Raw genomic sequence first — 25,501 nt, forward strand, 5'->3', positions numbered from 1 at the left:
GCATGTCCGAGCCGGCATCGATTGGCAAGGCGGAGTTCATTGTCACCCGGGGGCTCCGGGGTCTGGAGCCGCCCTCGGGCAAGCCATCTGACGAAGGATGACCATCACGCGTCGTAGTCGACGGTGACCTTCTCTGTGCGGGGCAGCGACTGGCAGGTGAGAACGAACCCGGCATCCACTTCGGCGTCCTCCAGCGCGAAGTTGCGCCGCATGGTGACCTCGCCGTCGGTGACCTTCGCCCGGCACGTGCCACACACACCGCCCTTGCACGCGAACGGGAGGTCCGGCCTGACCCGTTGGGCGCCCTCGAGCACTGTGGTCTCCTGGGAGAGGCTCGTCGTGGTGGATCGGCCGTCGAGCACGATCGTCACATCGCTGGTGGCCCCGTCGAGCGGGGCTTCCTCATGCTTGACCGGGGGCGGCGGGACGTCGTCGACGTAGAAGAGCTCGTGGTGGATCCGCTCCGGGCGCACACCGATAAGCTTGAGCAGCTCTTCCGCGTCGATGACCAGGTCGAACGGCCCGCACAACCACCAGTGATCCACCTCATCGACGTCGATGAGCTGGTCGAGCAGAGCCGCCAGCCTCGACGCCTCCAAGCGGCCGGTGAACAGCTCCACGTCACGCGGTTCGCGGGAGAGCACGTGGATGAGCTCGAACCGGTCGGGATAGCGGTCCTTGAGATCGGCAAGCTCGTCCACGAACATCACCGTGTCCGCGCGGCGGTTGCCGTAGAGGAGCGTGACGGCCGAGTCGGGGTGACTGAGCACGGTGGCGGCGATGGACAGCACTGGCGTGATGCCGGATCCGGCCGCAATGAGCACGTGACGCCCCGGCGCCTGGGCATCCGGGGTGAAGGTGCCGGTGGGCGTGCCGACCTCGATCCGGTCACCGGGGCGCACCTCGTGCACCAGCCAGGTCGAGAATGTCCCGTCGGGCACCATCCGGACACCGACCCGGGGAGCCGAGCCTTCGGGTGCGCAGATGGAGTAGGAGCGACGCTCGTCTCGCCCGTCGACGACTCGTCGCACGGTGAGCGACTGACCGGCCCGGAACGCGTACGCTTCGGCCAGCTCCGGTGGAACGTCGAAGGTGATCGCCGTGGCGTCGTCGCACAATCGGTCGACGGCGGCCACGGTCAGCGGGTGGAACTGTCCACGCAGCCGGGGGCTCAAAGCGACGGTCACGCTCAGATCTCCTTGACGTGTTCGAACGGCTCGGCGCAGGCCCGGCAGCGGCGCAGGGCCTTGCAGGCCGTGGCGCTGAACCGGGACACCTCGTCGGTCTTCGCCGATCCGCAGTGGGGGCAGTGGACAACCCGCACGGTCGGACCGAGCGACAGGGGTATCGGCCCCGGCGCCGCCGATGGCGCGGGGCCCGGCGGTGCGATGCCGTGCTCGGCGAGCTTGCGCCGGCCGTCGTCGCTGATCCAGTCGGTGCTCCATGGTGGCGCCAGGACCACGCGCACCTCCACGGCGTCGTATCCCGCGTCCATCAGGGCGTGCACGAGATCGTCGCGCATCGTATCCATGGCGGGACAGCCGGTGTAGGTGGGTGTGATCGAGACGGTGACCCGTCCGCCGTCCACCTCAACGTCCCGGAGGACACCGAGGTCAGCGAGGGTGAGCATGGGAAGTTCCGGGTCGGTGACCGTCTCTGCCACCGTTCGGGCGTCACGCGTCAGGGTCACCATGTCGCCTCCGGGTGCGCCCGGGCCACGCTCTGCATCTCGGCCAGCAGGTAGCCCATCGCCTCGGTGTGGACCCCGTCCCGCCCGGCGCGGCCTCCGACGCCCGGCAGCTGACCGGCCTCAGGCTTGCTGAGCGTGGCCGCCGACAGGACCTGGGCCAGGACGTTGTCGAACTCGTCCCGAAGCGCGGATGGATCGGGTGCCACCCCGGCGGCGCTGAGCCGCAGCTCGACCTCGTGGGCGGCGAACAGCTCGTCGACGTACGGCCAGACCACGGCAAGGCCGGCCTGCATCCGGCCGCGCGAGTGGTCGGTTCCATCTCCTAGCCGGACTGTCCATCGGGCAGCGTAGTCGCGGTGGTAGGTGACCTCCTTGACCCCTTTGGCGGCGACGGCGCTCAGCACCGGGTCCCGGGACTCCGACAGCCGGCTCAGCAGGGCCAGCCGCCAGGTGGAGAACACCACCAGCCGGGCGACGAGCTCCGCGAAGTCACCGTTGACCAGCTCCGCCAGCCGTACGTTGCGGTATTCGTGTTCCTCCCGGAAGAACGCGAGCCGGTCCTCGCCGCGGCCGGAGCCGTCCGCGGTACCCCCGCGGGTCAGCAACAGGCGAGCCTGGCCGAGCAGGTCGAGCGCGATGTTCGCCACCGCCACCTCCTCCTCCAGCTCGGGAAGGCTGGTGCACCACTGTTGCAGCCGGTGCGACATGACCAGCGCGTCGTCGCCCAGCATCAGGCAGTACGCAGCCAGGTCGTCGCCGTCCACGCTGTCCGGCAGCGAGGTGTCGACGCCGGCGAGCGGATCCTCGAACCCGGTGCCGAAGGCCCATCGGGCGTCGTCGTGTGCCTCGGTGATCGCTTCGTAGGCGTTGTCGGACACGGCAGGCCTCACATGTGCGGGACGTCGTCGGGGATGTCGTAGAAGGTGGGGTGGCGATAGACCTTGTCCGCCGACGGCGCGAAGAACGGGTCCTTCTCGTCCGGGCTGGACGCGGTGACGTCAGACGACCTCACCACCCAGATGCTCACGCCCTCGTTGCGGCGCGTGTACACATCGCGGGCGTGGTGCAGCGCCATCGTCGCGTCGGCGGCTCGCAGTGAGCCGACGTGCACGTGGTTCAGGCCACGTTTGCTGCGCACGAACACCTCGTACAGTGGCCAGGCCGCTCGTTCGCTCATCGTGGACTCCCCTCCTCCCCATGATCATTGGCTTTCGCGTACCTGGTCACGTAGGTGAACGCCAATGATCACGGGAGTGGTGTTTAGCTGCGTGCGCCGCCGCGGCCTCCCGGACCCAGGCACCGTCCTCATGGGCCCGGCGACGCTGGGCCAGGCGCTGGGCGTTACACGGCCCGTGTCCGCTGACGACGCGCTTGAACTCGGCCCAGTCGATCTCACCGAAGTCGAAATGGCCGCGCTCGGCGTTCCATCTCAGGTCCGGGTCCGGCAGGGTCACCCCCAGTGCCTCCGCCTGTGGCGCCGTCATGTCCACGAACCGCTGCCGCAGCTCGTCGTTGGTGTGCCGCTTGACCTTCCACGCCATCGACTGCGCCGTGTTGGGAGAGGCGTCGTCGGGCGGGCCGAACATCATCAGCGACGGCCACCACCAGCGGTCGGTGGCGTTCTGGACCATCCGCCTTTGCGCGTCCGTTCCCCGCGTCATGGTCATCAGCAGCTCGTAGCCCTGCCGCTGGTGAAAGGACTCCTCCTTGCAGATCCGGACCATCCCCCGCGCATACGGGCCGTAGGAGCTCCGGCACAGCGGCACCTGGTTGCAGATGGCCGCGCCGTCCACCAGCCACCCGATCACGCCGACGTCGGCGAAGGTGAGCGTCGGGTAGTTGAAGATCGACGAGTACTTCTGCCGGCTCTCGATCAACTTCTCGGTAAGGTCCGTACGGTCTGCGCCGAGCGTCTCCGCAGCCGAGTACAGATACAGCCCATGCCCGGCCTCGTCCTGCACCTTCGCCAGCAGGATCGCCTTGCGGCGCAGCGACGGGGCGCGGGTGATCCAGTTCGCTTCCGGCTGCATCCCGATGATCTCCGAGTGCGCATGCTGGGCGACCTGGCGGATCAGCGTCTTGCGGTACCCGTCCGGCATCCAGTCTCTGGGCTCGATGCGCTGGTCACGCTCGATGACGTGCTCGAAGTGCCGTTCCAGGTCCTGTTCGGGAAGGGTCGCGGTCATGCGGTCGCCTCCTTGGCCACGAGGGTGAGGACGTCGTAACGGGCAGCCAGCTCGCCGTCGTGGTTCACCACGTCCGCGTTCCACCGGACCTCGCCGTAGTCGGCGTCGACACGCGGGGTGATCTGGACCGCCGTCAACGTCACGGTGAGCTCGTCGCCGGGCTTCACCGGGGCGAGGAAGCGCAGATTCTCCAGGCCGTAGTTGGCCAGCACCGGCCCTGGATCCGGGTCGACGAAGAGCCCGGCGGCAAGCGAGACCACGAGGTATCCGTGCGCCACGATCCCCTCGAAGAACGGGTTCGCCGCGGCTGCCTCCTCGATCGTGTGGGCGTAGAACGTGTCACCCGTAAATTCGGCGAAGTGGTCGATGTCCGCGCGGGTCACCGTTCGGGGACCGGCTACGACGGTGTCGCCGACCCGCAGCTGCGCCAGCGACTTGCGGAACGGGTGAACCTCGGTGTCGCCGTACGGCGCGCCGTTGACCCACCGGTTCGTCACCGCGCTCAGCACCGTGGGCGACGCCTGCACGGCGGTGCGCTGCATGTGGTGAAGCACCCCGCGGATGCCCCCCATCTCCTCCCCGCCGCCGGCTCGTCCCGGGCCCCCATGAACCAGCATCGGCAGCGGAGACCCGTGGCCGGTGGATTCCTTGGCGTTCTCCGCGTCGAGCACGAGCAGCCGGCCGTGCCACGGAGCGACGCCGAGCACCACGTCCCGGGCGAACGCCGCGTCGCCGGTGACCACGGAGCCGACCAGACTGCCCGCGCCGCGCACCGCCAGCTCCACCACCTGGTCCGTGGAGGTGTACGGCAGGAGCGTGGACACCGGCCCGAACGCCTCGACCTCGTGCGGCTCCGCCCGTCCTGGGTCGTCTGCCCGCAGGAGGACCGGTGAGACGAACGCGCCCCGCTCCGGATCCGCGTCGACCAGCTCGACCCGCTCGGGGTCGCCGAAGAGAACGCTCCCGGCGTCCATGAGTGCCTTCAGGGAACGACGCACTTCCTCGCGCTGCTCGAGACTGGCCAGCGCCCCCATCCGGACGTCGGGACGGGACGGGTCGCCGATCACGATCTTCGCCAGCCGTTCCCGGACCGCCTCAGCCACATCGTCGAGGCGCTCCGCGGGCACGAACGCCCTGCGGATCGCCGTGCATTTCTGCCCAGCCTTCACCGTCATCTCGGTGACCAGCTGCTTGACGAAGAGCCCGAACTCCGCCGAGTCCGGACCGGCATCCGGGCCGAGGACGGACAGGTTGAGCGAATCCGCTTCGGCGTTGAACCGGACCGAGTGGCGGGCGATCACTGGATGCGTGCGCAGCCGCTGCGCGGTGGAGGCCGACCCGGTGAACGACACCAGGTCCTGCTCGCCCAGATGGTCCAGGAGGTCGCCTGCACCCCCGCAGATCAGCTGCAGGGATCCCTCGGGGAGAATGCCGGAGTCGACGATCAGCTCGACGAGCCGCTGCGTCACGTACGCGGTCTGGCTCGCAGGCTTGATCAGTGTGGGAACACCGGCCAGGAAGGCGGGAGCAAGCTTCTCCAGCGGCCCCCACACCGGGAAGTTGAATGCGTTGATCTGCACCGCCACGCCGCGCAACGGCGTGGCGATGTGCTGGCCGACGAACGTGCCACCCTTGCCCAGAGGTTCGACCGGACCGTCGACGTAGACCGTGTCGTTGGGCAGCTCGCGCCGTCCCTTGCTGCCGTAGGAGAACAGCACGCCGATGCCGCCGTCGACGTCGAACCTCGCGTCGAAAAGGGTGGCACCGGTGCGATACGACAGAACGTAGAGCTCGTCTCGATGCTCCTGCAGGTAGAGCGCGAGCTGCTTCAGGAGCAGCGCTCGCTCGTGGAAGGTGAGCGCGCGCAACGGCGGGCCGCCTACACGGCGGCCATAGTTCAGGGTCTCGCGCATGTCTATCCCGGCCGAGGAGATACGGGCGATCTCCTCCCCCGTGACCGCGTCGTGCAAGGGCGCGCCGTCGTCCGCGGGCGCCTGCCACACGCCTGCGGCGTAGCTGCGAAGTGCGGTCATTCGAGGCGACCTCCTCGTCGTTCCCCCGCCCGAGCGGACGAATTACCAACCGAACGTTCAGGAATTAAGACCCAGGCTACCTCACCGCCCGCGCAGGGACGAGAGTCAGCGACGCGCGACGACCCAGCGCGCCCGCGGCTCATGGCGCCATGGGCCACGGGGTGCCAGCGCGAGAAACTCGTCCCGCCTTGCCTGCATGAAGGCCTCACCCCGGCGATTCGCCAGCGCACGCAGGGGTCCACCGGTGGTCATCGCCGCCCAGAAGCTCGCGGCATCCGGATGAGTCATGGTGAAGGCCTGATACTCGTCTCGCTCGAGCGTCGCTCCGCTGGCACGGACCACGTCGGCGAGCCGGTCCCCCCCCAGGCATCGCCTGCCCGAGGACGCGCACCGGAGAGAACCCGGTCCAGCACGGCGAACGGACCGTCGTCCTCCAGTGTGTCCGGCCAGTACATCACCGAGAGCCGCCCCTCGGGCCGAAGCGCCGAGACCCAGGCCCCCAGCGCAGCCTCGGGGTCGGGTAACTGCTGCAAGCCGAACACGGACACCACACCGGCACACACGGCTGTCCACTCCGGGGCGAGATCTGCAGCGTCACCCACCACCAGCCGCACATGCGGCAGACCGGCAGCGCGCCGCCGGGCGATCTCCACCATCCCCGGAGAAAGGTCGATACCGGCGATGTCGCGGCCGGGAAGGGCTGCGGTCAGCGCCGGCAACTCGGGAAAAGTCCCGCAGCAGGGCACCACGACCGGCCCGGGCGGCAATACCACCTCCGTGACCTCCTGGACCGCGGCGTCGACCCAGGGGGCAAAGCGCGGAACGAAATACCGCTCGTACTCGCTGGCCGCGTCGTCCCAGGCGCGTGCCAGGGAAGCTAGCTGCCGAGAGTCGTCACCCATCAGTGCTCCCAACGGTAGAAGCCCTGCCCGGTCTTGCGGCCGAGCTCTCCGCGGGCGACCTTGTCGCGCAACAGCCGCGGTGGCTCGAACCGGTCGCCGAGCTTCGAGTTCAGATACTCGGCGATGGCGAGCCGCACATCGAGACCAACCACGTCGGTAGAGCGCAACGGGCCCATGGGATGGCGGTAGCCGAGCTCCATGGCCGTGTCGATGGCCTCCGCGTCGGCGACGCCTTCCTCCAGCATGCGGATGGCCTCCAGACCCAGGGCCACGCCGAGCCGGCTCGTGGCGAAGCCCGGAGAGTCACGGACCACCACCTCCGTCTTGCCGAGCGCCCGCACCCAGTCCACGACCCGGTCCCGGACCTCGGCCGCCGTCTGCTGCCCGCCGACGATCTCCACCAGCCTGGAGGCCGGTACCGGATTGAAGAAGTGCATGCCGAGAAATCGGCTGGGATCATCCAGCACGGCGGCGAGCTCGGTGATCGAGAGCGAGCTGGTGTTGCTGGCCAGGACGGTTCTCTCGCCCACAATGCGTTCGACTGCCGCGAGGACGTTTGCCTTCAGATCGGGGGTCTCGGGGACCGCCTCCACCACGAGATCGGCGTCGCGCGGCAGGTGGGCGATGCCGGCGACAAGATCGACCCGCGCCCACACCTCGTCGACGCCGGTGCCCAGCTTGCCCTTCCCAGCTGCCCGTTCGAGGCTGCCCGCGATCCGGACCCTGGCAGCCTCGCCGGCGGTCTCGTCGCTTTCGACGACTGTGACCCGGGCACCCGCCGCGGCGAACACGTGGGTGATCCCGGCCCCCATGGTGCCCCCGCCGACCACCGCGACTGTCTCCGGTACCGCCATCGACTCTCCTCGTGAAGGTATGCCGGCGCTGCGAGCGCCGGGCTCACTTTGTTTACCGTCCAGTCGGTCGGTAAGCAAGCGTCCCATGTGACCCGGCTCCGGCCCGAGCTGGGATACTCGACGCCATGACCGCGGACCCGAGCTCTCGTCCCGCCCGGCGCGGACGGCCGGGCTACGACCTGGAGTCACTTCTCGCGGTCGCGGTGGATCTGTTCAACGAACGCGGATACGACGGCACCAGCATGGAGGATCTCTCCCGCAAGCTCGGCATCACCAAGTCCGCCATCTACCACCACGTGTCGAGCAAGGACGACCTGCTCCGGCTCGCCGTCGACCGCGCCCTCGACAGCCTGTTCGACGTGGTGGCCGAGGTCGAGACGATGCCGGGGCGAGCCATCGAACGGCTCGAGGCACTGGTGCGCGGCAGTGTCGCCGTCCTGGCGGAACAGCTGCCCTACGTCACGCTCCTTCTTCGCGTGCGCGGCAACACGGACGTGGAGCGAGCCGCCCTGGCCCGACGTCGAGAATTCGACCGTCTTGTCGCCGATCTGGTCAACGAGGCCGAGGCCGAGGGCGACGTCCGACCGGACATCGACCCGAACGTCACCGCCCGGCTCTTGTTCGGCCTTGTCAACTCGCTGATCGAGTGGTATCGCCCGGATCGCGGGACCTCGTCGTCCCAGCTCGCCGACGCCGTCTGCAAGATCACGTTCGACGGCATGCGCATCCGCTCCGCTCCACGACAGGCCGGCCACCAGGGTTGACGGCCGTCCGTCGGTGGAGATCACAGACACCTCGCCACCCGGCACAGCCCTCCCGAGGGGGGCCCCGCATCGCGTCAGCGCGCAGCAAGCCGCGCGTCAACGGCCGCGGGGGCGAACACGTGGTCGACGACCATCCGGGTCATCCCGACGACGGCGGCGTTCTCACCGAAGGTCGACAACCTGACGTCGAGGTGGCGGGTGGCACGTGGCAGTGACAGCGGGTACAGGCTCTCCCGTACTCCGCTGATCAACGGCGCCGAAGCGAGAGCACCGCCGATGACGAGGATCTCGGGATTCAGAAGGCAGACCACGGTGGCCATGACCTCGCCGATGCGGCGCCCGGCGTCCTGCGTGAGCCCCATCGCCGTCGTGTCGCCCTGAGCGAGCAACCGAGAGACGTCCCGTCCGGAATGCGCCTCGATGCCGGTTCCGGACAGCGCGCTCGCCACAGCGCGACCGCTCGCCACGGCGGCGAGGCAGCCCCGGGAACCACATTGGCAGACAGCATCCGGATAGTCGGAGAGGCGCACGTGGCCGATGTCGCCGGCTCCGCCGTCGACGCCGTGGTAGATCCGGCCGTTCAGCACGATGCCGGTGCCGATCCCGGTGGAGACCTTCACGAAGCACAAGGTGTCGCAGGACGGGTAGTTCGTACTCTGCTCGCCCAGCGCCATCACATTCGCATCGTTCTCTACCAGGACCGGGCCCGTTCCGAGCGCATCCTCGAGATGGTCGGCCACCGGGTAGGCGTCCCATCCCGGCATGATCGGTGGTTGACTCGGGCGCGCCGTGTCCGGATCCACCGGACCCGGGATGCTCACTCCGACGCCGCTGACCTGAGACCGCGTCACGCCCGTGTGCTCGAGACTCTGGTCGATCGCCTGGCTGACCGCGTGCAGAGCCGACTCAGGACCGTCGGCCACCGCGACCTCGATGTCATGCTCCACGAGAACTCGCCCGACGAGATCGGTCACCGCCACCCGGGCATGGGTGGTCTCGACCGCCGCGACCACCACGACCGAATGGGCCGCGTTGAACTCCAAGTGCGTCGCGCGGCGGCCGCGGGATGCGCTCGCTGTGCCGGCGTGGCGGATGAGACCGTCGGCGAGCAGTGCGTCGACTCGCTGGGCCACGGTCATGCGCGACAGTCCGGTGGCATCCATGATCTCCCCGCGGGTGCGGGCCGTGCCCGTCCGGATCAATGCGAGCACATCACCCGGTCCCGACGCCATCGAACTCTCCCTTCACCTGGCGCGTGGGGCCCGCCGATGGGCCGTGTTCGCCGTCCTTCGGAGCATAACAGTTTGATGAAATATGCATAGACACTATGCATATGTCGCCTAGTGTGCCAGCATAACGACGCCAACGACGGCCGGGACGACACGCAGCAAGCGCGGCGGTACTTGGGCGTGCGGCACACGTACGTCCGCGCGGACTCGTCCCTGTGACCTGTAAGGGGATACCTGATGACAACACGCGCAGTACGCACTGTGGCGACGCTCGCGGCGGTGGTGACAGTGGCCGCCTGCGGGAGCGGAGAAGACAACGATGCCGGCGCCTCCAGTGACGGCCCGATCGTGGTCTGGACGACCGACACATTGCCGGATCGGGTGGCTGCCACCGAGGCCATCATCGATGACTTCACCGACGCCACCGGCATCGAGGTCGAGCTGGTAGGCGTGGCGGAAGACCAGTTCAACCAACTCCTCACGTCGGCCGCCGCAGCAGGTGACCTGCCGGACGTGATCGGATCGATCTCACTGGCCGCCGTACGTACCCTGGCCGCCAACGAGCTGGCTGGCACCGACATCAACGCGGCCGTGATCGAATCGCTGGGTGCGGCGACGTTCAACGAACGTGCCCTGGAGATGACCCGCGACGGCGACCAGCAGCTCGCCGTGCCCAGCGAATCATGGGCGCAATTGCTCTACTACCGGACGGACCTGTTCGAGGATGCCGGCCTCGACGCCCCGCAGACCTATGAGGACGTCCTCGCCGCCGCGCAGGCGCTGGACGAGCAGGGCCTAGCCGGCTTCGTTGGCGCCACCACCCCTGGAGCGGCATTCACGCAGCAGACCTTCGAGCACATCGCCCTCGGCAACGGATGTCAGATGGTGGACGAGGCGGGCACAGTCCTCTTCGACAGCCCGCAGTGCGTCCAGGCGCTGGAGTTCTACGGTGACCTGGTACAGAACCACTCCGTGGCCGGAGGCCAGGACGTGGACACCGTGCGAGCGTCATACTTCGCGGGTCAGGCTGCGATGTTCATCTGGTCGACGTTCGTCCTCGACGAGATGGCCGGACTGCGCGACGACGCGATGCCGAGTTGCGACGAATGCGAAGACGATCCCGCCTACCTTGCGGCCAACACGGGGATCGTCCCGGCCATCCAGGGTCCTGACGGCACTGCTCCGGCTCAGTTCGGTGAGATCACCTCGTGGACGGCGACAGTCGACGCCTCGCCGGAGCCGGCGCGGCAGTTCATCGAGTACGTACTCAGCGATGGCTACCTGGACTGGGTGGGCATCGCCCCCGAGGGCAAGTTCCCCGTGCGGGAGGGCACCGCGGACAATCCCACCGAGTACGTCGACGCGTGGCAGACCCTTCCGGTGGGGGTCGACACGAAAGCCCCGCTCGACGAGCACTACCCGCCCGAGGTGCTGGAGGCCCTTCGCGACGGGCTGTCCGATCTCAATCGCTGGGGGATCACCCAAGGACAGGGAGATCTCGTCGGCGCCTCGCTCGGCGAACTCCCCGTCGCCCAAGCCGTCAGTGATGTGACCAGCGGGAGCGCGGAGCCGGAGGCTGCCGCCAAGCAGGCGGCCGACGCACTGCGCGAGATCCAGGACTCGCTGCGATGAGCCTGCCCGTGACGGGCGCGGGCCGGAGCACACATGGCACCGGACCGCGCCCCGACCGGGGCACCTCCACGATGGCGCGGGCCGAGGCGCGCGCCGGGTTCGGCTTGATCGCGCCCACGGTCATCATCGTGCTCCTCGTGGTGGTCGTCCCGATCATCTGGACGATCCTGCTGGCCTTCCAGGATCTGCGGCTGATCAACCTGAGACGGGCCGGCCTGTTCGGTGACTTCACGCTGGCGAACTTCACCCAGGTGCTCACGTCGTCGGGGTTTCTGGAGGCGTTGTTCACCACTCTGGTCTACTCCGTGCTCGGCACCGGAAGCGCCATCGTCATCGGACTTATCGCCGCGCTCGCGCTGCGCAAGCCGTTCCGCGGCCGCAACCTGGTGCGCGCGTGCATGCTCCTTCCCTACGTGGCGCCCGTGGTCGCCGTGACCTTCGTCTGGCGCACGATGCTCAATCCCCAGTTCGGCGTGGTGAACCACTGGGGCACGCGACTGCTCGGCTGGGACGAGCCGATCGCGTTCCTCACCCAGCGCACCCTCGACGTATCCATCTTCGGCTGGTCGACGGGTATTCCCATCGCCTTGCTCACCGTGATCGCTTTCGAGGCATGGCGCTCGTTCCCGTTCGCGTTCATCTTCCTCACGGCACGTCTTCATGCCGTCCCGGCCGGGATCGAGGAGGCCGCCCGCGTCGACGGCGCCACCCCCCTCCAGCGATTCCGGTACGTGATCCTTCCCCAGCTGATGCCCACGATCGCCGTGCTGACCGTGCTCCGCTTCATCTGGACCTTCAACAGCTTCGACGACATCTACCTGCTCACAGGCGGAGGAGCGGGAACCGAGGTCGTAGCGGTTCGGGTCTTCGACTTCCTCACCTCCCGGGGCGATATCGGAGCCGCGTCGGCACAGGCGCTCGTCCTCGCACTGATCCTCGCGCTTCTCGTCGGGGTGTACATGCGCCGGTTCGCGCGGAAGGAGGAGGTCGCGTGACCGAAACGACTGTCAGCGAGCGGCGTGCTCTCCCACAGGTGCACCGGTCACGGAACTGGTCACGGGACCGTGTGGAGAACAAGACCCTGGGAATTCTGCGTGTCGCAGTCATCGCGGTCCTGCTGATCGCGACCGTGTTCCCCTTCTACTACATGGCGATGCTCTCCGTTCGTGACCTGTCGGGAGTGCTGCGGGACCCCGGTGCGCTGTGGGTGAGCGTCTCCGAACTCAGCTTCGACACCTATCTGGCGGTGCTCCGTCCGCAGGGTGACGGGGGTCAGGGCTTCCTGCTGTTCATGCGGAACAGTGCCGTCGTGGCACTCGGGACGGTCGCGTTGTCCCTGCTTGTCGCGCTGCCGGGCGCATACGCGATCAGCCGCCTGAGGTTCTTCGGTCGCCGCCAGATCAGCGCCCTGTTCCTCGCGGTCTACTTCTTTCCGAGCATCCTCCTCGCGGTCCCGCTGTTCGTGTTCTTCACCCGCATCGGGTTGCGCGGATCGCTGATCGGGCTGCTGGTCGTCTATGTCGCCCAGGTGGTAGCGGTCACGATCTTCATGCTCCGCAACTACTTTCAGACGGTCCCCGTGAGCCTCGAAGAGGCTGCCGCGATCGACGGATGCACCCGTCTGGGCGCGATGCGGCGGATCACCCTGCCGCTCGCCATGCCGGCCATCGTGTCCAATGGGCTGTTCGTCTTCATGATCGCCTGGAACGAGTTCCTGTTCGCCTTGCTGTTCCTGGTGGAACGGCGAGACAGCTGGACCGTTTCGCTCGGGCTCTCGCAACTCTCAGGCAGCATCGAGATCCCCACCACGGTGCTCATGGCCGGTTCCGTGGTGCTGACGCTGCCCATCATCGTCATCTTCTTCGCCACCGAACGGCTCCTGACCGACGGCCTGACCGCCGGCGCCGAAAAGGGCTGACCCGCCCGGAAAGGCCTCCATGCCACAGATCGTCCAATTCACCGAGCCCGGACGCGCCGAACTCGTCGCGTGCGAAGCGCAACCGCTGACCACCGGTTGTGTCCGGGTCCGTACCCGCTACTCCGGTATCTCCGCCGGGACGGAGCTGACCGCGTTCCGCGGGACCAACCCGTACCTGACGAAGAGCTGGGACACCGAACGCCGGATCTTCGTCGACGGGCCGCCTACCTTTCCGTATCCCGTGATGGGGTGGGGTTACTCGGAGGTCGGCGAGGTCGTCGAGGTAGCGGACGATGTCGAAGACGTGAGCGTAGGCACCACGATCTACGGTGCGTGGGGGCACCGGAGCGACGCCGTCATCCCAGCGAATCGGGTTGCCGGCCAGGTCCTGCCGGCCGGCATCGACGTCCTGGACGGCGTGTTCGCCCGGGTCGGCGCGATCGCCCTCAACGCTGTGCTGGCAGCCGCCCCCTGTCTGGGCGAGACCGTGGCGGTCTTCGGGCAAGGCGTCATCGGCTTGCTCGCCACCCGGTTGGTGACGCTCAGCGGTGCCGACGCGATAGCGATCGATCCGGTGGACCGTCGTCGTGACCTGGCTGTTCAATTCGGAGCGCAGGCGACCCTCTCGGCGGACTCGCCCGCTGGGGCGGGCGCAGCTGTCCGCGACCTCACGGGCGGGCCCGGCGCCGACTCGGCGATCGAGCTGAGTGGCAGTTATCGCGCCCTGCACGAAGCCGTCCGCGCCGTCTCGCCGGACTCCCGCGTGGTGGCGGCGGGGTTCTACCAGGGGGAGGCCGGCGGTCTGCGGCTGGGAGAGGAGTTCCACCACAACCGGGTGCAGATCGTGGCCAGTCAGATCGGCGCCACGCCCGTGTCTCTCGGCGCGCGCTGGACACCTCAGCGGCTCGGGACGGTGTTCCTCTCCCGCATTGCCCGCGGAGATCTGGATACCAAGCCCCTGGTCAGTGACGTGCTCCCCGCGGCCGCGGTAGCGGACGCCTTCGCGTTGCTCGACCGCGGAGCGGAGCAGACCCTGCAGGTGGTACTCGACTTCGGTGATCCGCGATGACCGCGCATCCGGAGGCACACGACGACGTGACGTCCGCTGGGCTCGGTGCCGAGGTCCGGTCCCTCATGCAGGCACATTGGGATGACACACGCGGGTATTGCGTGCCGAATCCGAGTGTCTACCCGCATCTGTGGCTGTGGGACTCGTGTTTCCACGCGATCGTGTGGGCTCATCTCGAGGACGAGCGAGCCCCGGCCGAGCTCGCCGCCGTGCTCGCCGGACAACTGGACGGCGGCATGATCCCGCACATGCGCTACGGCCCGGAGGGGCCGGACACCTGGCTGGGGCCGCTGCCCCAAGTGTCGTCCCTGACACAGCCGCCGATCTTCGGACATGCCGCGCGGGTGGTGCACGAACGTGGCATGGAGGTGCCCGACGAGGTGGTGCGCCGGGCCGTGCGGGCGTTCGACTGGCTGTGGGAACACCGCCGCACCCCGGACGGCCTGCTGGTGATCGTGCATCCGTGGGAGGCGGGCAACGATCACTCGGTGCGGTGGGACGACTGGGGCGCACCCGGACGTACGCCAGCCGATTACAACCGTGCCGCGCGCACGGCCTGGAATAAGGACCAGATGCGCCACGTGCGGTTCGACGACGACGGTGCCGCTGTCTGGTCGGCGTCGTTCGTGGCGGCGCCCGCGGGCTTCAACGCCCTGACGGCGTTCTCGATGGCGGAGCTCGGTGCCCTGACCGGCGATCCCCGGCTGGTCGAGCGTTCCCGCCTGCTCGCGGAGGCCATCGACCAGCACCTGTGGAATGCCGAGCTGCGGCTGTGGGCGGACCGGGCCGTCGTCGGTGGTGGCCCTTCCGTCTCTTCCCCGATCAGCGACGGAGCGCTGGGAGCCCTGGTCACCTCGGACCGCGCCAAGGCCGAGGCGGCCCTGTCGCAGTTGGACGATCCCGGTCGTTTCGGTGCGCCGTCGGGTCCGGCGAACGTCGCGCGGGACCACGCGTCGTACGATCCGGCGACATACTGGCGCGGGCCCGCGTGGCCGCAGCTGAATTATCTGTTCGGTGTGGCTCTGGCTCGCTGGGGCCGGGCAGAGGACGCGGCGCGGCTGACTCGGCGATCCATCGCTGCCGCGCGCACGTCCGGCTGGGCGGAGTACTGGAACCCGGAGACGGGCGAGGGGCTGGGTGCGGCACCACAGTCCTGGACCGGGATCGTCCTCGCGATGGCGCAGGAGCATCTGCGATGAGCGCGCCGGACTATCGGCCCTCCTTCCCGGACGATCGCCTTGGCGTCGGGATCCTCGGGTGCGGACGCATCGCGCAGAGCGCTCACTTGCCCGCCTACGAGAAGTACGGAGTGGACGTCGTCGGCGTGTGGAGCCGGTCACCGCAGACCAGGGCCACGCTCGCTGATCGCGTCGGCCATGCACAGGTATACGAGACCGCGGAAGAGCTCCTCGCCGACCCGCGGGTGGCGGTCGTCGACATCGCGACACCTGCCCAGGACCGCCTGCGGTGGGTCGCCGCCGCCGTGGCGGCGGGCAAACACGTCCTGGCGCAGAAGCCGCTCACCACGGACCCGGCCGAGCTGGCGCCCGTGCTGGCCGAGGCGGAGCGCCGCGAGCTCAGGCTCGCGGTGAACCAGAACGGGCGCTGGGCACCGGCGTGGCGACTGGCGACCCTGCTGGTGCGCGACGGTGCCGTCGGGCAGGTGCTCGGCGTCACCCACCTGCACGACAAGCCACTTCCGCCGCTCGCCGGCACCCCGTTCGACGACATACCGCACATGCTCATCACGGACTACCTCGTGCACTGGATCGACATCACCCGGTGCTGGTTGAGCGGCACGAGCGTGCGGACGGTCACCGCGAGCGACACCCGGACACCCGGGCAACCCGGGCACGCACGCAATCCCTGGGCGGCGTCGGTATCCGTCGAGTGCGAGGACGGCGCCCGGGCACACATCCAGGTGCCCGGCAACGTCCACACACGCAGCGGGTCCTGCCCATTCTGGATTCACGGGACGGACGGCACGATCCGCGGCAGCGTACTGCTCGGATCGGATTCCGTCGAGCTCGAGCACGGCGAGCGCACCACCCGGTTCGCACTGGACGGGCAGTGGTTCGTCGACGGTTTCGCCGGTGCGATGGGCGAACTGATGCATGCCGTGGCCGAAGGACGGGAACCAGAGAACTCTGCACGGGACAACCTCGCCACCCTCGGCCTGGTCGAGGCGGCACGTCGCTCAGCGCAACGCTCCGGTTCCGCAATCGACGTCCGCATAGCACTGTGAGGAGCACCCCCATGGAGTTCACTCTGATCGACGAGGTCGAGGTGGACGTGGATACAGCCCGCATATACGTCGAGGGCTGGCAGAGCTGGAGCCCCACCGGCTGGTTTCCGGCAGCGGGCACCGGTCCGCGACCCGACCAGCGCTGGCAGCACCTGATGCGGTTCCGCCCAGGCACCGACCTTCCCGCGGACGGGTACCAGGGCGAGGGTCTGATAGCGGTGGACCCGGGCGGCGAACTCCCCGTGCAGGTGTACGGTGCGCCGGACCCCCGCGCCACGCCGCCCTCCATCCGTGCGCGGCTCTCCGGTTCCACCGTGCTCGTCAGCGCGGACGGCCCGGCGAGCGTCGTCACCGTGCCCGCAGGCGGCGATGCCGCACTCGCGGCTTTCGGCGACCTGTGGTCCGCTGCGCTGGGCGGTGTGCCCCTCCGCCCTGCGCCGAGCGTCTGGTGCTCCTGGTACCACTACTTCGAGGACGTCACCGAGGCCGACATCGTGGAGAATATGGCCGGCATCCGGGAGCATTCGCTGCCGGTGGACGTGATCCAGATCGACGATGGATGGCAACGCGGGATCGGTGACTGGCACGGTCACTCCGAGCGGTTCGCCTCGCTGACCGGACTACGGCGGCGCATCGGTGACGCAGGCATGCGCGCCGGCATCTGGGTGGCGCCGTTTCTCGTGGGCAGCGGGAGCGAGCTGGCCCGTACGCATCCGGACTGGCTGGTGGGCGAAGCCGGGACGAACTGGCACCAGGACCTCTACGGCCTCGACATGACTCACCCGGCCGCCCGGGAGCATCTGTGGACCGCGTTCCGCGAGCTACGCGAGATGGGCTTCGACTACGTCAAGCTCGATTTCCTCTACGCGGGTGCGGTGCCCGGGTCGCGCCACGACGGTTCCGGCCCGCTCGACGCATACCGCAGCGGCCTGCGATTGATACGCGACGCGGTCGGCCCGGAGACGTACATGCTGGGCTGCGGCGCGCCGATCCTGCCCAGCGTGGGTCTGGTGGACGGTATGCGGGTGTCCCCCGACACCTTTCATGCCGGGCAGCAGGACGGCTCAGCGGGACTACGCGGTGCACCGGCCGCGGCCGCCAGGGCCTGGCAGCACGGGCGACTCTGGACCAACGATGCCGACTGCCTCGTCGCCCGGCCGAGTTTCGGGCTGCGCGCAACCTGGGCCGAGGTCGTCGAGGCGTACAGCGGTTTGCGTTCATGGTCCGACCGGGTGGAAGACCTCGACCGCTGGGGCCTCGACACGACCAGGAGACTACTCGCCCACCCGCCCGGGACCCGCCCATTGATCGATTCACCGCTGAGCAAGGAGACGCCCGCATGACATGGTCCAGCCTGGCCGACGAGGCGGGTCGCATCCTGGAAGGGAACTGGTCCGGCGGCTACACGACCCCGGCCAGCGGCCTGTACCCGCACCAGTGGAGCTGGGACTCGGCGTTCATCGCAATCGGGCTGAGGTGGCTTTCCGCCTCCAGAGCGCGCACCGAGCTCGACTCCCTGTTCGCGTCGCAGTGGGCCGATGGTCGCGTGCCGCAGATCGTCTACGACCCCGCTCGGGAGGACGACTACCAGCCCGGAGCGGCATTCTGGGACTCGGCGGCCATCTCCGGCGCACCGGAGCGACCCACCACCGGCCTGGTGCAACCGCCGAACCACGCCGTCGCGGCCTGGCTCGTGCACACGGCCGACATCGAAGGCTCACGGCAGGCCCGGTTCCTCGAGCGCCTGTACCCGAAGCTCGTCGCGTGGCACCAGTACCTCACCATGACGCGCGTATCACCGGGACGGACACTGGCCGCCATCGTCCACCCCTGGGAGTCAGGCACGGACAACTCCCCACTCTGGGATGACGCGCTGGCGACACTTCCGAAGGTCGCCCGTGACATCCCCAGACCAGACCTCGAGCACGCCGGTGCCGACGAGCGACCCAGCCAGAAGGAGTACGGAACGTACTACTGGCTCGCCGAGGCCTACCGCGACCAGGGCTGCGACCACCGCGAGGGGCAATGGCGCTTCCTGTTCGAAGACCCGTCGTTCAATGCGCTGTGGTCCGCCTCGGAGCATGCGCTCGCGCGAATCGCCACGGAGATCGGCCGGGATCCCGTCCCACACCACGAGCGTGCTCGTGCCGTGACCTCCGCGCTCGACTCGTTGTACGACGAGAGTCTGGGGGTGTTCGTCGCCTGGGACGCCGTCCGTCACGCACCGGTCCGCAAGGCGACCGTCTCCGGCCTGATACCTCTTCTCCTCCCCGGCCTCACCCAGGCGGACCAACTGATCCGGACCCTGCGCGGGCCGACGTTCCTCGGCGACCACGCGCTGCTCGTGCCCAGCTATGACGCCACGGCGCCAGATCACGACCCGACGCAATACTGGCGGGGACCGTCGTGGTTCAACATGACGTGGATGGTGATCCAGGGCCTGCGCACACATGATCAGGACGCCTTGGCGGACAGCTTGACCCAGCATTTCTGTGCGCTGGCGCTTGAGCATGATTTCCCCGAGTATGTGGACCCTTGGACCGGAGCCCCTCACGGCGCGCGGCGATTCAGCTGGACGGCTGCGCTCGCCCTCGACCTGGCCCGGACGTCGCCGGCAGGCTGATCAGCCGTCTTGACGTCGCCGTTCGAGGAAGACGGTGTCTCGCCAGACGCCGTGGTGCTGCGCGATGCGCTCGCGCACCCCGAGGGTACGGAATCCGGCGGAGTGGTGCAGCGCCAGGCTGGCCCGGTTCTCCGGGAAGATCGAGGTCTGCAAGGTCCACAACCCCGCGTTGTCGGCGGCGATAACCTGGTGTCGAACCAGGGCCTTGCCGACGCCGCGCCCTCGGAACCGCTCGCCCACATAGACCGATGTCTCCCCAACGCCCGCGTAGCAGGCTCGGCCCGAGACCGGACTCGCGGCCGCCCAGCCCGCGATCTCCCCGTCCACCTCGGCCACCCAGCGGTGATCGTCCATCCACGCGGCATCGAGAGTGGCCTGCGGAGGCACCTCGGTCTCAAAGGTGGCAACGCCAGTGGCGATCCCCTCGGCGAAGATCCGGGACACAGCAGGCCAGTCTCCGGCCCTCATGGCCCGTACGTCCACGTCGTCCGTCGGTAGCTCGGGGCAGCACGGTCGGGTGGCCAAAACTCCCATGACCACGTCCGCAGCGTGCGGGAGGCCGGTGCAGCATGCGGGATTGACGGCGACGACGGTGGTGGTGCCTTCCTTGCGCAGCTGTACGAAACCGACGTCCGCCAGCTTGCGCACGTGATGCGAGCAGGTGGACTGGCTGATGCCCAGCTGCTCGGTGAGCTCACCCACGGTGATGGTCCCGGCAGTGGCGACGGCGTGCAGAAGCCGCACCCGGGTGGGCTCGGCCAGGCAGGCGAACCATTCGGCATAGGTGGAGGCATCGTCGAGCGGGAGCACCGGCCGGACAGGAGCCGTCATCGTCATGACGCCCAGTATCGACGAGAATCGATGGTTGCGTCAATCGATGGCCGTCGATACACTCCCTCCGTCGACGCCTATCGATTAAAGGAGCACACCATGGGCGAGCTGCCCGTTGTCGTGGTGGGAGCGGGTCCCACGGGCCTCGCCGCGGCGGCACACCTGACCGAGCGAGGCCTCACTCCGCTGGTGCTCGAGGCCGGAGACGGCCCCGGGTGGACGGTGTCCCAATGGCACCACGTCCGGCTTTTCTCTCCCTGGTCCGAGCTCATCGATCCGGCGGCCGAGCGTCTCCTGAAGTCGTCCGGCTGGACCGCGCCGGACGTCGGCGCCTACCCGACCGGCTCGGAGTGGGTCAGCTCATACCTCCAGCCGCTCGCCACGCTGCTCACCGGCCAGATCCGGTACGGAGCACGTGTCACAGGTGTCGCGCGGCACGGACGGGACCGGCTCGTCGACGTCGGCCGGGAAACGGCACCGCTGACCGTGTACACCGCCACGGCCGGCGGCACGCGGCGAATCACCGCGCAGGCGATCATCGACGCCTCCGGGACATGGACCACGCCGAACCCGCTCGGCGGTGACGGCTTGCCGGCGCTTGGCGAACCGGAAGCCCGAGACCGGATCACCTACCGGATACCTGACCTGGCCAATGCATCGGTGCGTGAACGTTTCACCGGCCGGCGAGTCGCCGTCGCCGGCAGCGGCCACTCCGCCTTGACGGCGCTCGTCGCGCTGGCCGATCTGGCCCGCGACCACCCCGGAACCGAGATCCTGTGGCTGCTTCGCCGCGGCGCGGTCGGCAACGTCTTCGGTGGCGGAGGCGAGGACCAGCTCCCCGCACGCGGCGCGCTCGGCTTGCGCGCCAAGGCTGCCGCGGTTGACGGGCACGTCCGAACCGTCACGGGCTTCCGGACAGCCAATGTGGACCGCGACCCGGACGGCCGCCTGGTGCTCAATTCCTTCGACGGGCACCGGCTTGAGCCCGTGGACGGGGTGGTGGTGCTCACCGGGTTCCGTCCGGATCTGTCCTGGCTGTCCGAGGTCCGGCTGGATCTGGACCCCGTCCTGCAGGCGCCCCGCGCCTTGGCTCCGCTCATCGACCCCAACGTGCACTCCTGCGGCACGGTGTATCCGCACGGAGCCGCTGAACTCGTCCAGCCGGAGCCCCGGGTCTATCTGGTCGGCATGAAGAGCTACGGACGCGCCCCCACCTTCCTCGCCCTGACGGGCTACGAGCAGGTGCGCTCCGTGGTGGCCGCCATCGCCGGCGACGACGACGCGGCCCGGCGCGTCGAGCTGACGCTGCCCGAGACAGGCGTCTGCGGAGGAACGGGCGTGTTCGACGAGCCGGTCGGTTCGGATTCGTCCGGGTGCTGCGGCCCGGCGGGGCCGGTACAGATCTCCCTGACCGGGTCGGTCGCCGGGTGATCTCACACACTGAGGATCGTCCGTCGAGCCCCGCGCGGTGTTCGCGCCGGATACGCTCGGGATAGATTCGTCGCCCGCAACACACGCGCAGGGGTGAGCATTGCCGGACCTGGCGCCGCCACGATGACGGCCGGACGACCACACAGCAGCTGGCTGTTCGTCGCCATCGTCCTCGTCGGACTCAACCTGCGCGGCCCGATCGTGGCGGTGTCGCCCGTCCTGGACGACATCCGCCACGATCTGGCCGTCACCTCGGCGTCCGCCGGCCTGCTGACCACGGTGCCGGTGCTGTGCTTCGCGGCGGTGTCCCCGGCCGTCGCCCTGCTGGCTCGCCGGGCAGGCGCCAACGGTGCCGTAGCCCTGAGCCTGGCCGTGCTCGCGGTCGCCGTAGCCCTCCGGCCGTGGGCGGGATTCGGGCTGATGATCGTCGCCACCGTGTTCCTCGGCGCGGCCATAGCCGTCGGCAACGTGCTTCTCCCCGTGATCGTCCGGCGTGATTTCCCTCGGCGGCCCGGACCCGCCTTGTCGGCATCCACGACGTCGCTGATCGTGAGCGCGGCGATCCCCGCGCTGCTCACGGCTCCGCTCGCCTCGTTGTTGGGCTGGCGGGCAGCCCTTGCCGTCTGGGCGGGACTCGTCGTCGTCGCGCTGGTCTTCTGGTGGACGACGTACATGTCGGCTCGGTCTCCGAGCACAGCCTCGGTGAACCCCGCATCGGCCGAGGATGGAGCGCCTTTGCCAGCCGCGCCGGCGTCCAAAGTGGCAGTCTGGCGGGCGCCCGCCGCGTGGGAACTCGGGCTCTTTTTCGGTCTGCAGTCCCTGCTCTTCTACGCCACGACGGCGTGGCTGCCCACAGTGCTCCGCGACGCCGGGCTGGACGCCACCGCCGCGGGTTCCGCCCTGTCCCTCCTGCAGCTGCTCGGCATCGCCGGCGCGATCGCGGTGCCGATGATCATCGGGCGGATGACTATCCGCTACGCGACCGCGGCTGTTCTGGCCGGTCTGTGGATCGTCCTGCTCGCCGGCGTGGCCCTGGCGCCCGAGGTCTGGATCCTGTGGTGCCTGCTCGGAGGGGTGGGGCAGGGCGGCAGCCTCGCCCTCGGACTCAGCCTGATCGCCTTGCGTTCCACCGGCCCGGACGCGGCTCGGAACGTGTCGGCGATGGTGCAGACCGTCGGCTATTCTCTCGGCGCCGCCGGGCCTGTCTTGGTCGGCTCCATCCATGCGGCCACCGACGGCTGGAGCATGCCTCTCTACGCCCTGATCGCCTTGGCGGTGGCGTGCGGGGTCATGGGCGTCCGAGCCGCGTCACCACGCACCATCAGCTGACGCGGGTGCGTCGAGGCCGCACGCGTCAGGTGATCAGGCGACAGCGGCGGCGGCCTCTCGGCCGGCCACGCGGCCAGAGAACAGGCAGCCGCCCAGGAACGTCCCCTCCAGCGCGCGGTAACCGTGCATGCCCCCGCCGCCGAACCCGGCAGCCTCCCCGGCCGCATACAGGCCGGGGAGAGACTCCCCGGACGAGTCGAGCACCCGGGCCGAGAGGTCTGTGTGCACACCGCCGAGCGACTTCCTGGTCAGGATGGACAGGCGCACCGCGATCAGCGGCCCAGCTTCGGGATCGAGGATCGGATGCGGAGGCACAACCCGGATCAGCCGGTCGCCCACGTACCGGCGTGCCGCCCGCACAGCGTTCACCTGCTGGTCTTTACCCAAGCCGGTCTCCGCCTGCCGGTCGCGAGCCACGATCTCCCGCTCGAGGAGGTCGCCGTCCACGAGGTCCTCACCCACGAGGTTGTTCATGCCCCGGACGAGATCGGGAAGCGTGCGACGGACGACGACGTCGGCGCCGTGGCGGACGAACGCCCCGACCGGCCCGGTCATCACAGCCCCACGTCGCTGCAGGAGGCCACCGATGTCGCGGTCGGTGAGGTCGGGGTTCTGCTCAGAGCCGGAGAGCGCGAACTCCTTGGCGATGATCCTCCGGTTCAGCACGAACCAGGAGTGGTCGTATCCCGTCGTCCCGATGTGCTCGAGTGCTCCAAGCGTGTCGAAGCCAGGGAACAGGGGCGCGGGAAGTCGTCGCCCGTGCGCGTCGAGCCAGAGTGGCGACGGACCGGACAGCACCCGGATGCCGTGCCGCGACCAGACCGGTGAATGATTCGCGAGGCCCTCCGGGTAATGCCACATCCGGTCCATGTTGATCACACCGCCACCCGCGGACCGGACCACGCCGATCATCCGCCCGTCGACGTAGTCCGGCACCCCGGACAGCAAGCGCCGGGGCGGACCACCGAGGCGAACCGGCCAGTTCTCCCGGACAAGATCGTGGTTGGCACCGATGCCGCCCGACGTCACGATCACGGCCTGAGCTCGCAGCTCGAAGTCATCGACCACGTCGCGCGAACTGGGCACGCCACGCTCCTCGGCGCTCGGTGCGAGGATCTCGCCCCGGACACCGCCCACGACGCCGTCGCCGGCGACGAGCCCGCTCACCTGGTGCCGCCACCTGACATCGACCTGGCCACGCTCCTGCGCAACCCGCAGGGCACGGACGAACGGGGCCAGCACGCCCGGGCCGGTACCCCAGGTCACGTGGAACCGCGGCACCGCATTGCCGGGGCCAGTGGCCAGCGAGCCGCCTCGCTCGGCCCACTGGACCAGCGGGAACAGGCGCAGGCCGAGCCCATGGAGCCAGGCCCGCTTCTCCTCGGCGGCAAATTCCACATAGGCGCGCGCCCACCGCCGCGGCCACTCGTCATCCGGGCGGTCGAAACCCGCCGATCCCTGCCAGTCCTCCCACGCCAGTTCGAGGGAGTCCCGGATGCCGAGCCGGCGTTGCTCCGGTGAGTTCACGAGGAACAGCCCGCCGAACGACCAGTGCGCCTGGCCGCCGAGCGACGACTCGGGTTCCTGCTCCAGCAGGATCACGCGCTTACCGGCCGACGCGAGCTCGGCCGTCGCCACCAGTCCGGCGAGGCCCGCCCCGACGACCACCACGTCGGCGTCATCCGCCATCGAGCGCCACCTCCCGGGGTGTGTTACGAGGACACTAGGTGACTGGCGTTTCGTCCACAAGGCGTTGGCTGACAGGCGTCGGCGCTGTACAGGAGCGCGCCATGGAACCGAAAGCGCACCGGCGGCGTCTGACCGACATGCGCCCACTCGTCGTGGTTCTTCTGGCCCTCGTCCTGATGTCATGCGGGAACGAGCCGGCCTCCAACGGTGACAGAACGGCCGCGCAGGCCGGCACAGCAGCCGAGGAAGCGGAGGGCTCCGCCGAAGAGCTCGAGATGCCCCCGGACGTCGTCGTCACGGGCGGCGACGAAGAGCTCTCCCTCACTCCCTATGTCTTCTGCTGGAGCAGCGGATGCGTCGACGGAGCACCTCCGGAAACGGTCCCCGAAGTGGGCTCACCCGGCCAGCTGACTGTCGAGTTCCCGGTCGAAGGGTGGGAGTTCCTCGCCAGCTTCCAGGCCGCAGGTGACACGTGCGCGCGCACCCAGACCCTCGAACTCGAGCCATTGTCGGCGACGACGTACGCGCTGCCCCCTGCCGGCCCGGCGGGAACCTACGACGTCGATCTGTTCGGCCGCCGCGACGGCGACGGCGATGTCGTGGTGCGGTTCCGCTGGACCACGCCCGAAGACGGTCCTTCGCCCGCGCCGGAAGCCATGATGGCTGTGCTGGCCGACAACGACGGCACGGTGGACAGTTACGGCGTCGAGCTCTCCGTCGTGAACCTCGCCGCCAGTCCCGAGACCGTGGAAGCGAACGTCACCGTCACCGCAGCGGGCGGTGAGACCTTGACGTACCAGCCCACACCGGCGAACCACGCGCCTGAGGGCTGCTCCTCCGTCGAGGGGGCGCTCTTCTGGGAAGGACCGGCCGAGAAGGGGCTGGAAGCCGCCGCGCTCGGCGACGCACCGTTCACCTACACGGTGGAACTCGTCCTCGACGGTGTCAGTCACGTCGCCACCGCGGTGTGGCCGGACGACGAGATGCCGGACTACGCGCCGTCCGTGCCGCTCACATTCGAGCCTGAGCTACCAGCCGTCACGTAGACTTGGCGGGTTTGCACCCGGCTATTCGAG

At 69.0% G+C, this 25,501-nt stretch carries 23 protein-coding genes and 1 pseudogene; 12 read left to right on the forward strand and 12 right to left on the reverse strand.

The annotated features are described in order from the left end of the window. Window positions 1-104: 104 nt before the first annotated feature. The 9 genes from paaE to G1H11_RS05075 form a co-directional block, all read right to left on the reverse strand. On the reverse strand, window positions 105-1,193 hold the full coding sequence (gene paaE, locus G1H11_RS05040; RefSeq protein WP_163817090.1) for a 1,2-phenylacetyl-CoA epoxidase subunit PaaE: 1,089 nt from the start codon (window positions 1,191-1,193) through the stop codon (window positions 105-107). Beyond that, window positions 1,190-1,693 carry a 1,2-phenylacetyl-CoA epoxidase subunit PaaD gene (gene paaD / locus G1H11_RS05045; protein ID WP_163816629.1) on the reverse strand — a complete coding sequence of 168 codons (504 nt, stop codon included), beginning with the start codon at window positions 1,691-1,693 and terminating at the stop codon, window positions 1,190-1,192. The genes paaE and paaD overlap by 4 nt, the downstream gene beginning before the upstream one ends. Further along, window positions 1,687-2,568 carry a 1,2-phenylacetyl-CoA epoxidase subunit PaaC gene (paaC, locus tag G1H11_RS05050; RefSeq protein ID WP_163816631.1) on the reverse strand — a complete coding sequence of 294 codons (882 nt, stop codon included), beginning with the start codon at window positions 2,566-2,568 and terminating at the stop codon, window positions 1,687-1,689. Before paaC ends, paaD begins: the two co-directional genes overlap by 7 nt. 8 nt (window positions 2,569-2,576) lie before the next feature. After that, window positions 2,577-2,867, reverse strand: coding sequence for a 1,2-phenylacetyl-CoA epoxidase subunit PaaB (paaB, locus tag G1H11_RS05055; RefSeq protein WP_163816633.1), 291 nt, complete (start codon window positions 2,865-2,867; stop codon window positions 2,577-2,579). A gap of 46 nt (window positions 2,868-2,913) precedes the next feature. Then, window positions 2,914-3,876 (reverse strand): 1,2-phenylacetyl-CoA epoxidase subunit PaaA, encoded by a 963-nt coding sequence (paaA, locus tag G1H11_RS05060; protein ID WP_163816635.1) that lies wholly within the window; start codon window positions 3,874-3,876, stop codon window positions 2,914-2,916. Next, window positions 3,873-5,909: a phenylacetic acid degradation bifunctional protein PaaZ gene (paaZ, locus tag G1H11_RS05065; protein WP_163816637.1), complete on the reverse strand. Its 2,037-nt coding sequence runs from the start codon at window positions 5,907-5,909 to the stop codon at window positions 3,873-3,875. Before paaZ ends, paaA begins: the two co-directional genes overlap by 4 nt. A 105-nt stretch (window positions 5,910-6,014) precedes the next feature. Continuing rightward, window positions 6,015-6,197, reverse strand: a complete 183-nt coding sequence (locus G1H11_RS25125) for a hypothetical protein (protein ID WP_216843460.1) — start codon at window positions 6,195-6,197, stop codon at window positions 6,015-6,017. Beyond that, complete coding sequence (locus tag G1H11_RS05070; protein WP_216843461.1) at window positions 6,194-6,811, reverse strand: class I SAM-dependent methyltransferase; 618 nt, start codon at window positions 6,809-6,811, stop codon at window positions 6,194-6,196. The genes G1H11_RS25125 and G1H11_RS05070 overlap by 4 nt, the downstream gene beginning before the upstream one ends. Then, window positions 6,811-7,665, reverse strand: coding sequence for a 3-hydroxyacyl-CoA dehydrogenase family protein (locus G1H11_RS05075; RefSeq protein ID WP_163816639.1), 855 nt, complete (start codon window positions 7,663-7,665; stop codon window positions 6,811-6,813). The genes G1H11_RS05070 and G1H11_RS05075 overlap by 1 nt, the downstream gene beginning before the upstream one ends. A 125-nt stretch (window positions 7,666-7,790) precedes the next feature. Here G1H11_RS05075 and G1H11_RS05080 point away from each other — a divergent pair, with 125 nt between their 5' ends. Then, complete coding sequence (locus tag G1H11_RS05080; RefSeq protein ID WP_163816641.1) at window positions 7,791-8,429, forward strand: TetR/AcrR family transcriptional regulator; 639 nt, start codon at window positions 7,791-7,793, stop codon at window positions 8,427-8,429. A 74-nt stretch (window positions 8,430-8,503) separates the two neighbouring features. Here G1H11_RS05080 and G1H11_RS05085 read toward each other — a convergent pair whose 3' ends face one another. After that, window positions 8,504-9,661: an ROK family transcriptional regulator gene (locus G1H11_RS05085; RefSeq protein ID WP_163816642.1), complete on the reverse strand. Its 1,158-nt coding sequence runs from the start codon at window positions 9,659-9,661 to the stop codon at window positions 8,504-8,506. A gap of 234 nt (window positions 9,662-9,895) precedes the next feature. On the opposite strand from G1H11_RS05085, the gene G1H11_RS05090 reads away from it, so the two are divergent. The 8 genes and pseudogenes from G1H11_RS05090 (at window position 9,896) to G1H11_RS05125 (ending at window position 19,145) form a co-directional block, all read left to right on the forward strand. Then, window positions 9,896-11,290: an ABC transporter substrate-binding protein gene (locus G1H11_RS05090; protein ID WP_163816644.1), complete on the forward strand. Its 1,395-nt coding sequence runs from the start codon at window positions 9,896-9,898 to the stop codon at window positions 11,288-11,290. 263 nt (window positions 11,291-11,553) lie between these two features. Next, a pseudogene (locus tag G1H11_RS05095) lies at window positions 11,554-12,285 on the forward strand (carbohydrate ABC transporter permease); the annotation flags it as partial. A 38-nt stretch (window positions 12,286-12,323) separates the two neighbouring features. Continuing rightward, on the forward strand, window positions 12,324-13,208 hold the full coding sequence (locus tag G1H11_RS05100; protein WP_343074813.1) for a carbohydrate ABC transporter permease: 885 nt from the start codon (window positions 12,324-12,326) through the stop codon (window positions 13,206-13,208). A 19-nt stretch (window positions 13,209-13,227) separates the two neighbouring features. Then, window positions 13,228-14,277, forward strand: a complete 1,050-nt coding sequence (locus G1H11_RS05105) for a zinc-binding dehydrogenase (protein ID WP_163816648.1) — start codon at window positions 13,228-13,230, stop codon at window positions 14,275-14,277. Further along, on the forward strand, window positions 14,274-15,476 hold the full coding sequence (locus G1H11_RS05110; protein WP_163816650.1) for an MGH1-like glycoside hydrolase domain-containing protein: 1,203 nt from the start codon (window positions 14,274-14,276) through the stop codon (window positions 15,474-15,476). Before G1H11_RS05105 ends, G1H11_RS05110 begins: the two co-directional genes overlap by 4 nt. Continuing rightward, window positions 15,473-16,522: a Gfo/Idh/MocA family protein gene (locus tag G1H11_RS05115; protein ID WP_163816652.1), complete on the forward strand. Its 1,050-nt coding sequence runs from the start codon at window positions 15,473-15,475 to the stop codon at window positions 16,520-16,522. Before G1H11_RS05110 ends, G1H11_RS05115 begins: the two co-directional genes overlap by 4 nt. Window positions 16,523-16,533: 11 nt before the next feature. Further along, on the forward strand, window positions 16,534-17,865 hold the full coding sequence (locus G1H11_RS05120; RefSeq protein ID WP_163816653.1) for a glycoside hydrolase family 36 protein: 1,332 nt from the start codon (window positions 16,534-16,536) through the stop codon (window positions 17,863-17,865). Continuing rightward, window positions 17,862-19,145 (forward strand): MGH1-like glycoside hydrolase domain-containing protein, encoded by a 1,284-nt coding sequence (locus G1H11_RS05125; protein ID WP_163816655.1) that lies wholly within the window; start codon window positions 17,862-17,864, stop codon window positions 19,143-19,145. The genes G1H11_RS05120 and G1H11_RS05125 overlap by 4 nt, the downstream gene beginning before the upstream one ends. Here G1H11_RS05125 and G1H11_RS05130 read toward each other — a convergent pair whose 3' ends face one another. Continuing rightward, entirely contained in the window at window positions 19,146-19,982 is an 837-nt protein-coding gene (locus G1H11_RS05130) for a helix-turn-helix domain-containing GNAT family N-acetyltransferase (RefSeq protein WP_163816657.1), read from the reverse strand. A gap of 93 nt (window positions 19,983-20,075) precedes the next feature. On the opposite strand from G1H11_RS05130, the gene G1H11_RS05135 reads away from it, so the two are divergent. Further along, window positions 20,076-21,407 (forward strand): FAD-dependent oxidoreductase, encoded by a 1,332-nt coding sequence (locus tag G1H11_RS05135; protein WP_163816659.1) that lies wholly within the window; start codon window positions 20,076-20,078, stop codon window positions 21,405-21,407. A gap of 93 nt (window positions 21,408-21,500) precedes the next feature. Beyond that, window positions 21,501-22,736 carry an MFS transporter gene (locus tag G1H11_RS05140; protein ID WP_163816661.1) on the forward strand — a complete coding sequence of 412 codons (1,236 nt, stop codon included), beginning with the start codon at window positions 21,501-21,503 and terminating at the stop codon, window positions 22,734-22,736. 33 nt (window positions 22,737-22,769) lie between these two features. Here the strand turns inward: G1H11_RS05140 and G1H11_RS05145 are convergent, their stop codons facing one another. Continuing rightward, the gene (locus G1H11_RS05145) at window positions 22,770-24,425 is read right to left on the reverse strand and encodes an FAD-binding dehydrogenase (protein WP_163816663.1); all 1,656 of its coding nucleotides are present in this window, start codon (window positions 24,423-24,425) and stop codon (window positions 22,770-22,772) included. Between the two features lie 101 nt (window positions 24,426-24,526). On the opposite strand from G1H11_RS05145, the gene G1H11_RS05150 reads away from it, so the two are divergent. Then, the gene (locus tag G1H11_RS05150) at window positions 24,527-25,471 is read left to right on the forward strand and encodes a hypothetical protein (RefSeq protein WP_163816665.1); all 945 of its coding nucleotides are present in this window, start codon (window positions 24,527-24,529) and stop codon (window positions 25,469-25,471) included. The last annotated feature ends 30 nt before the right edge of the window (window positions 25,472-25,501 follow it).

The organism is Phytoactinopolyspora alkaliphila (genome assembly GCF_010550695.1).
Classification (GTDB): domain Bacteria; phylum Actinomycetota; class Actinomycetes; order Jiangellales; family Jiangellaceae; genus Phytoactinopolyspora; species Phytoactinopolyspora alkaliphila.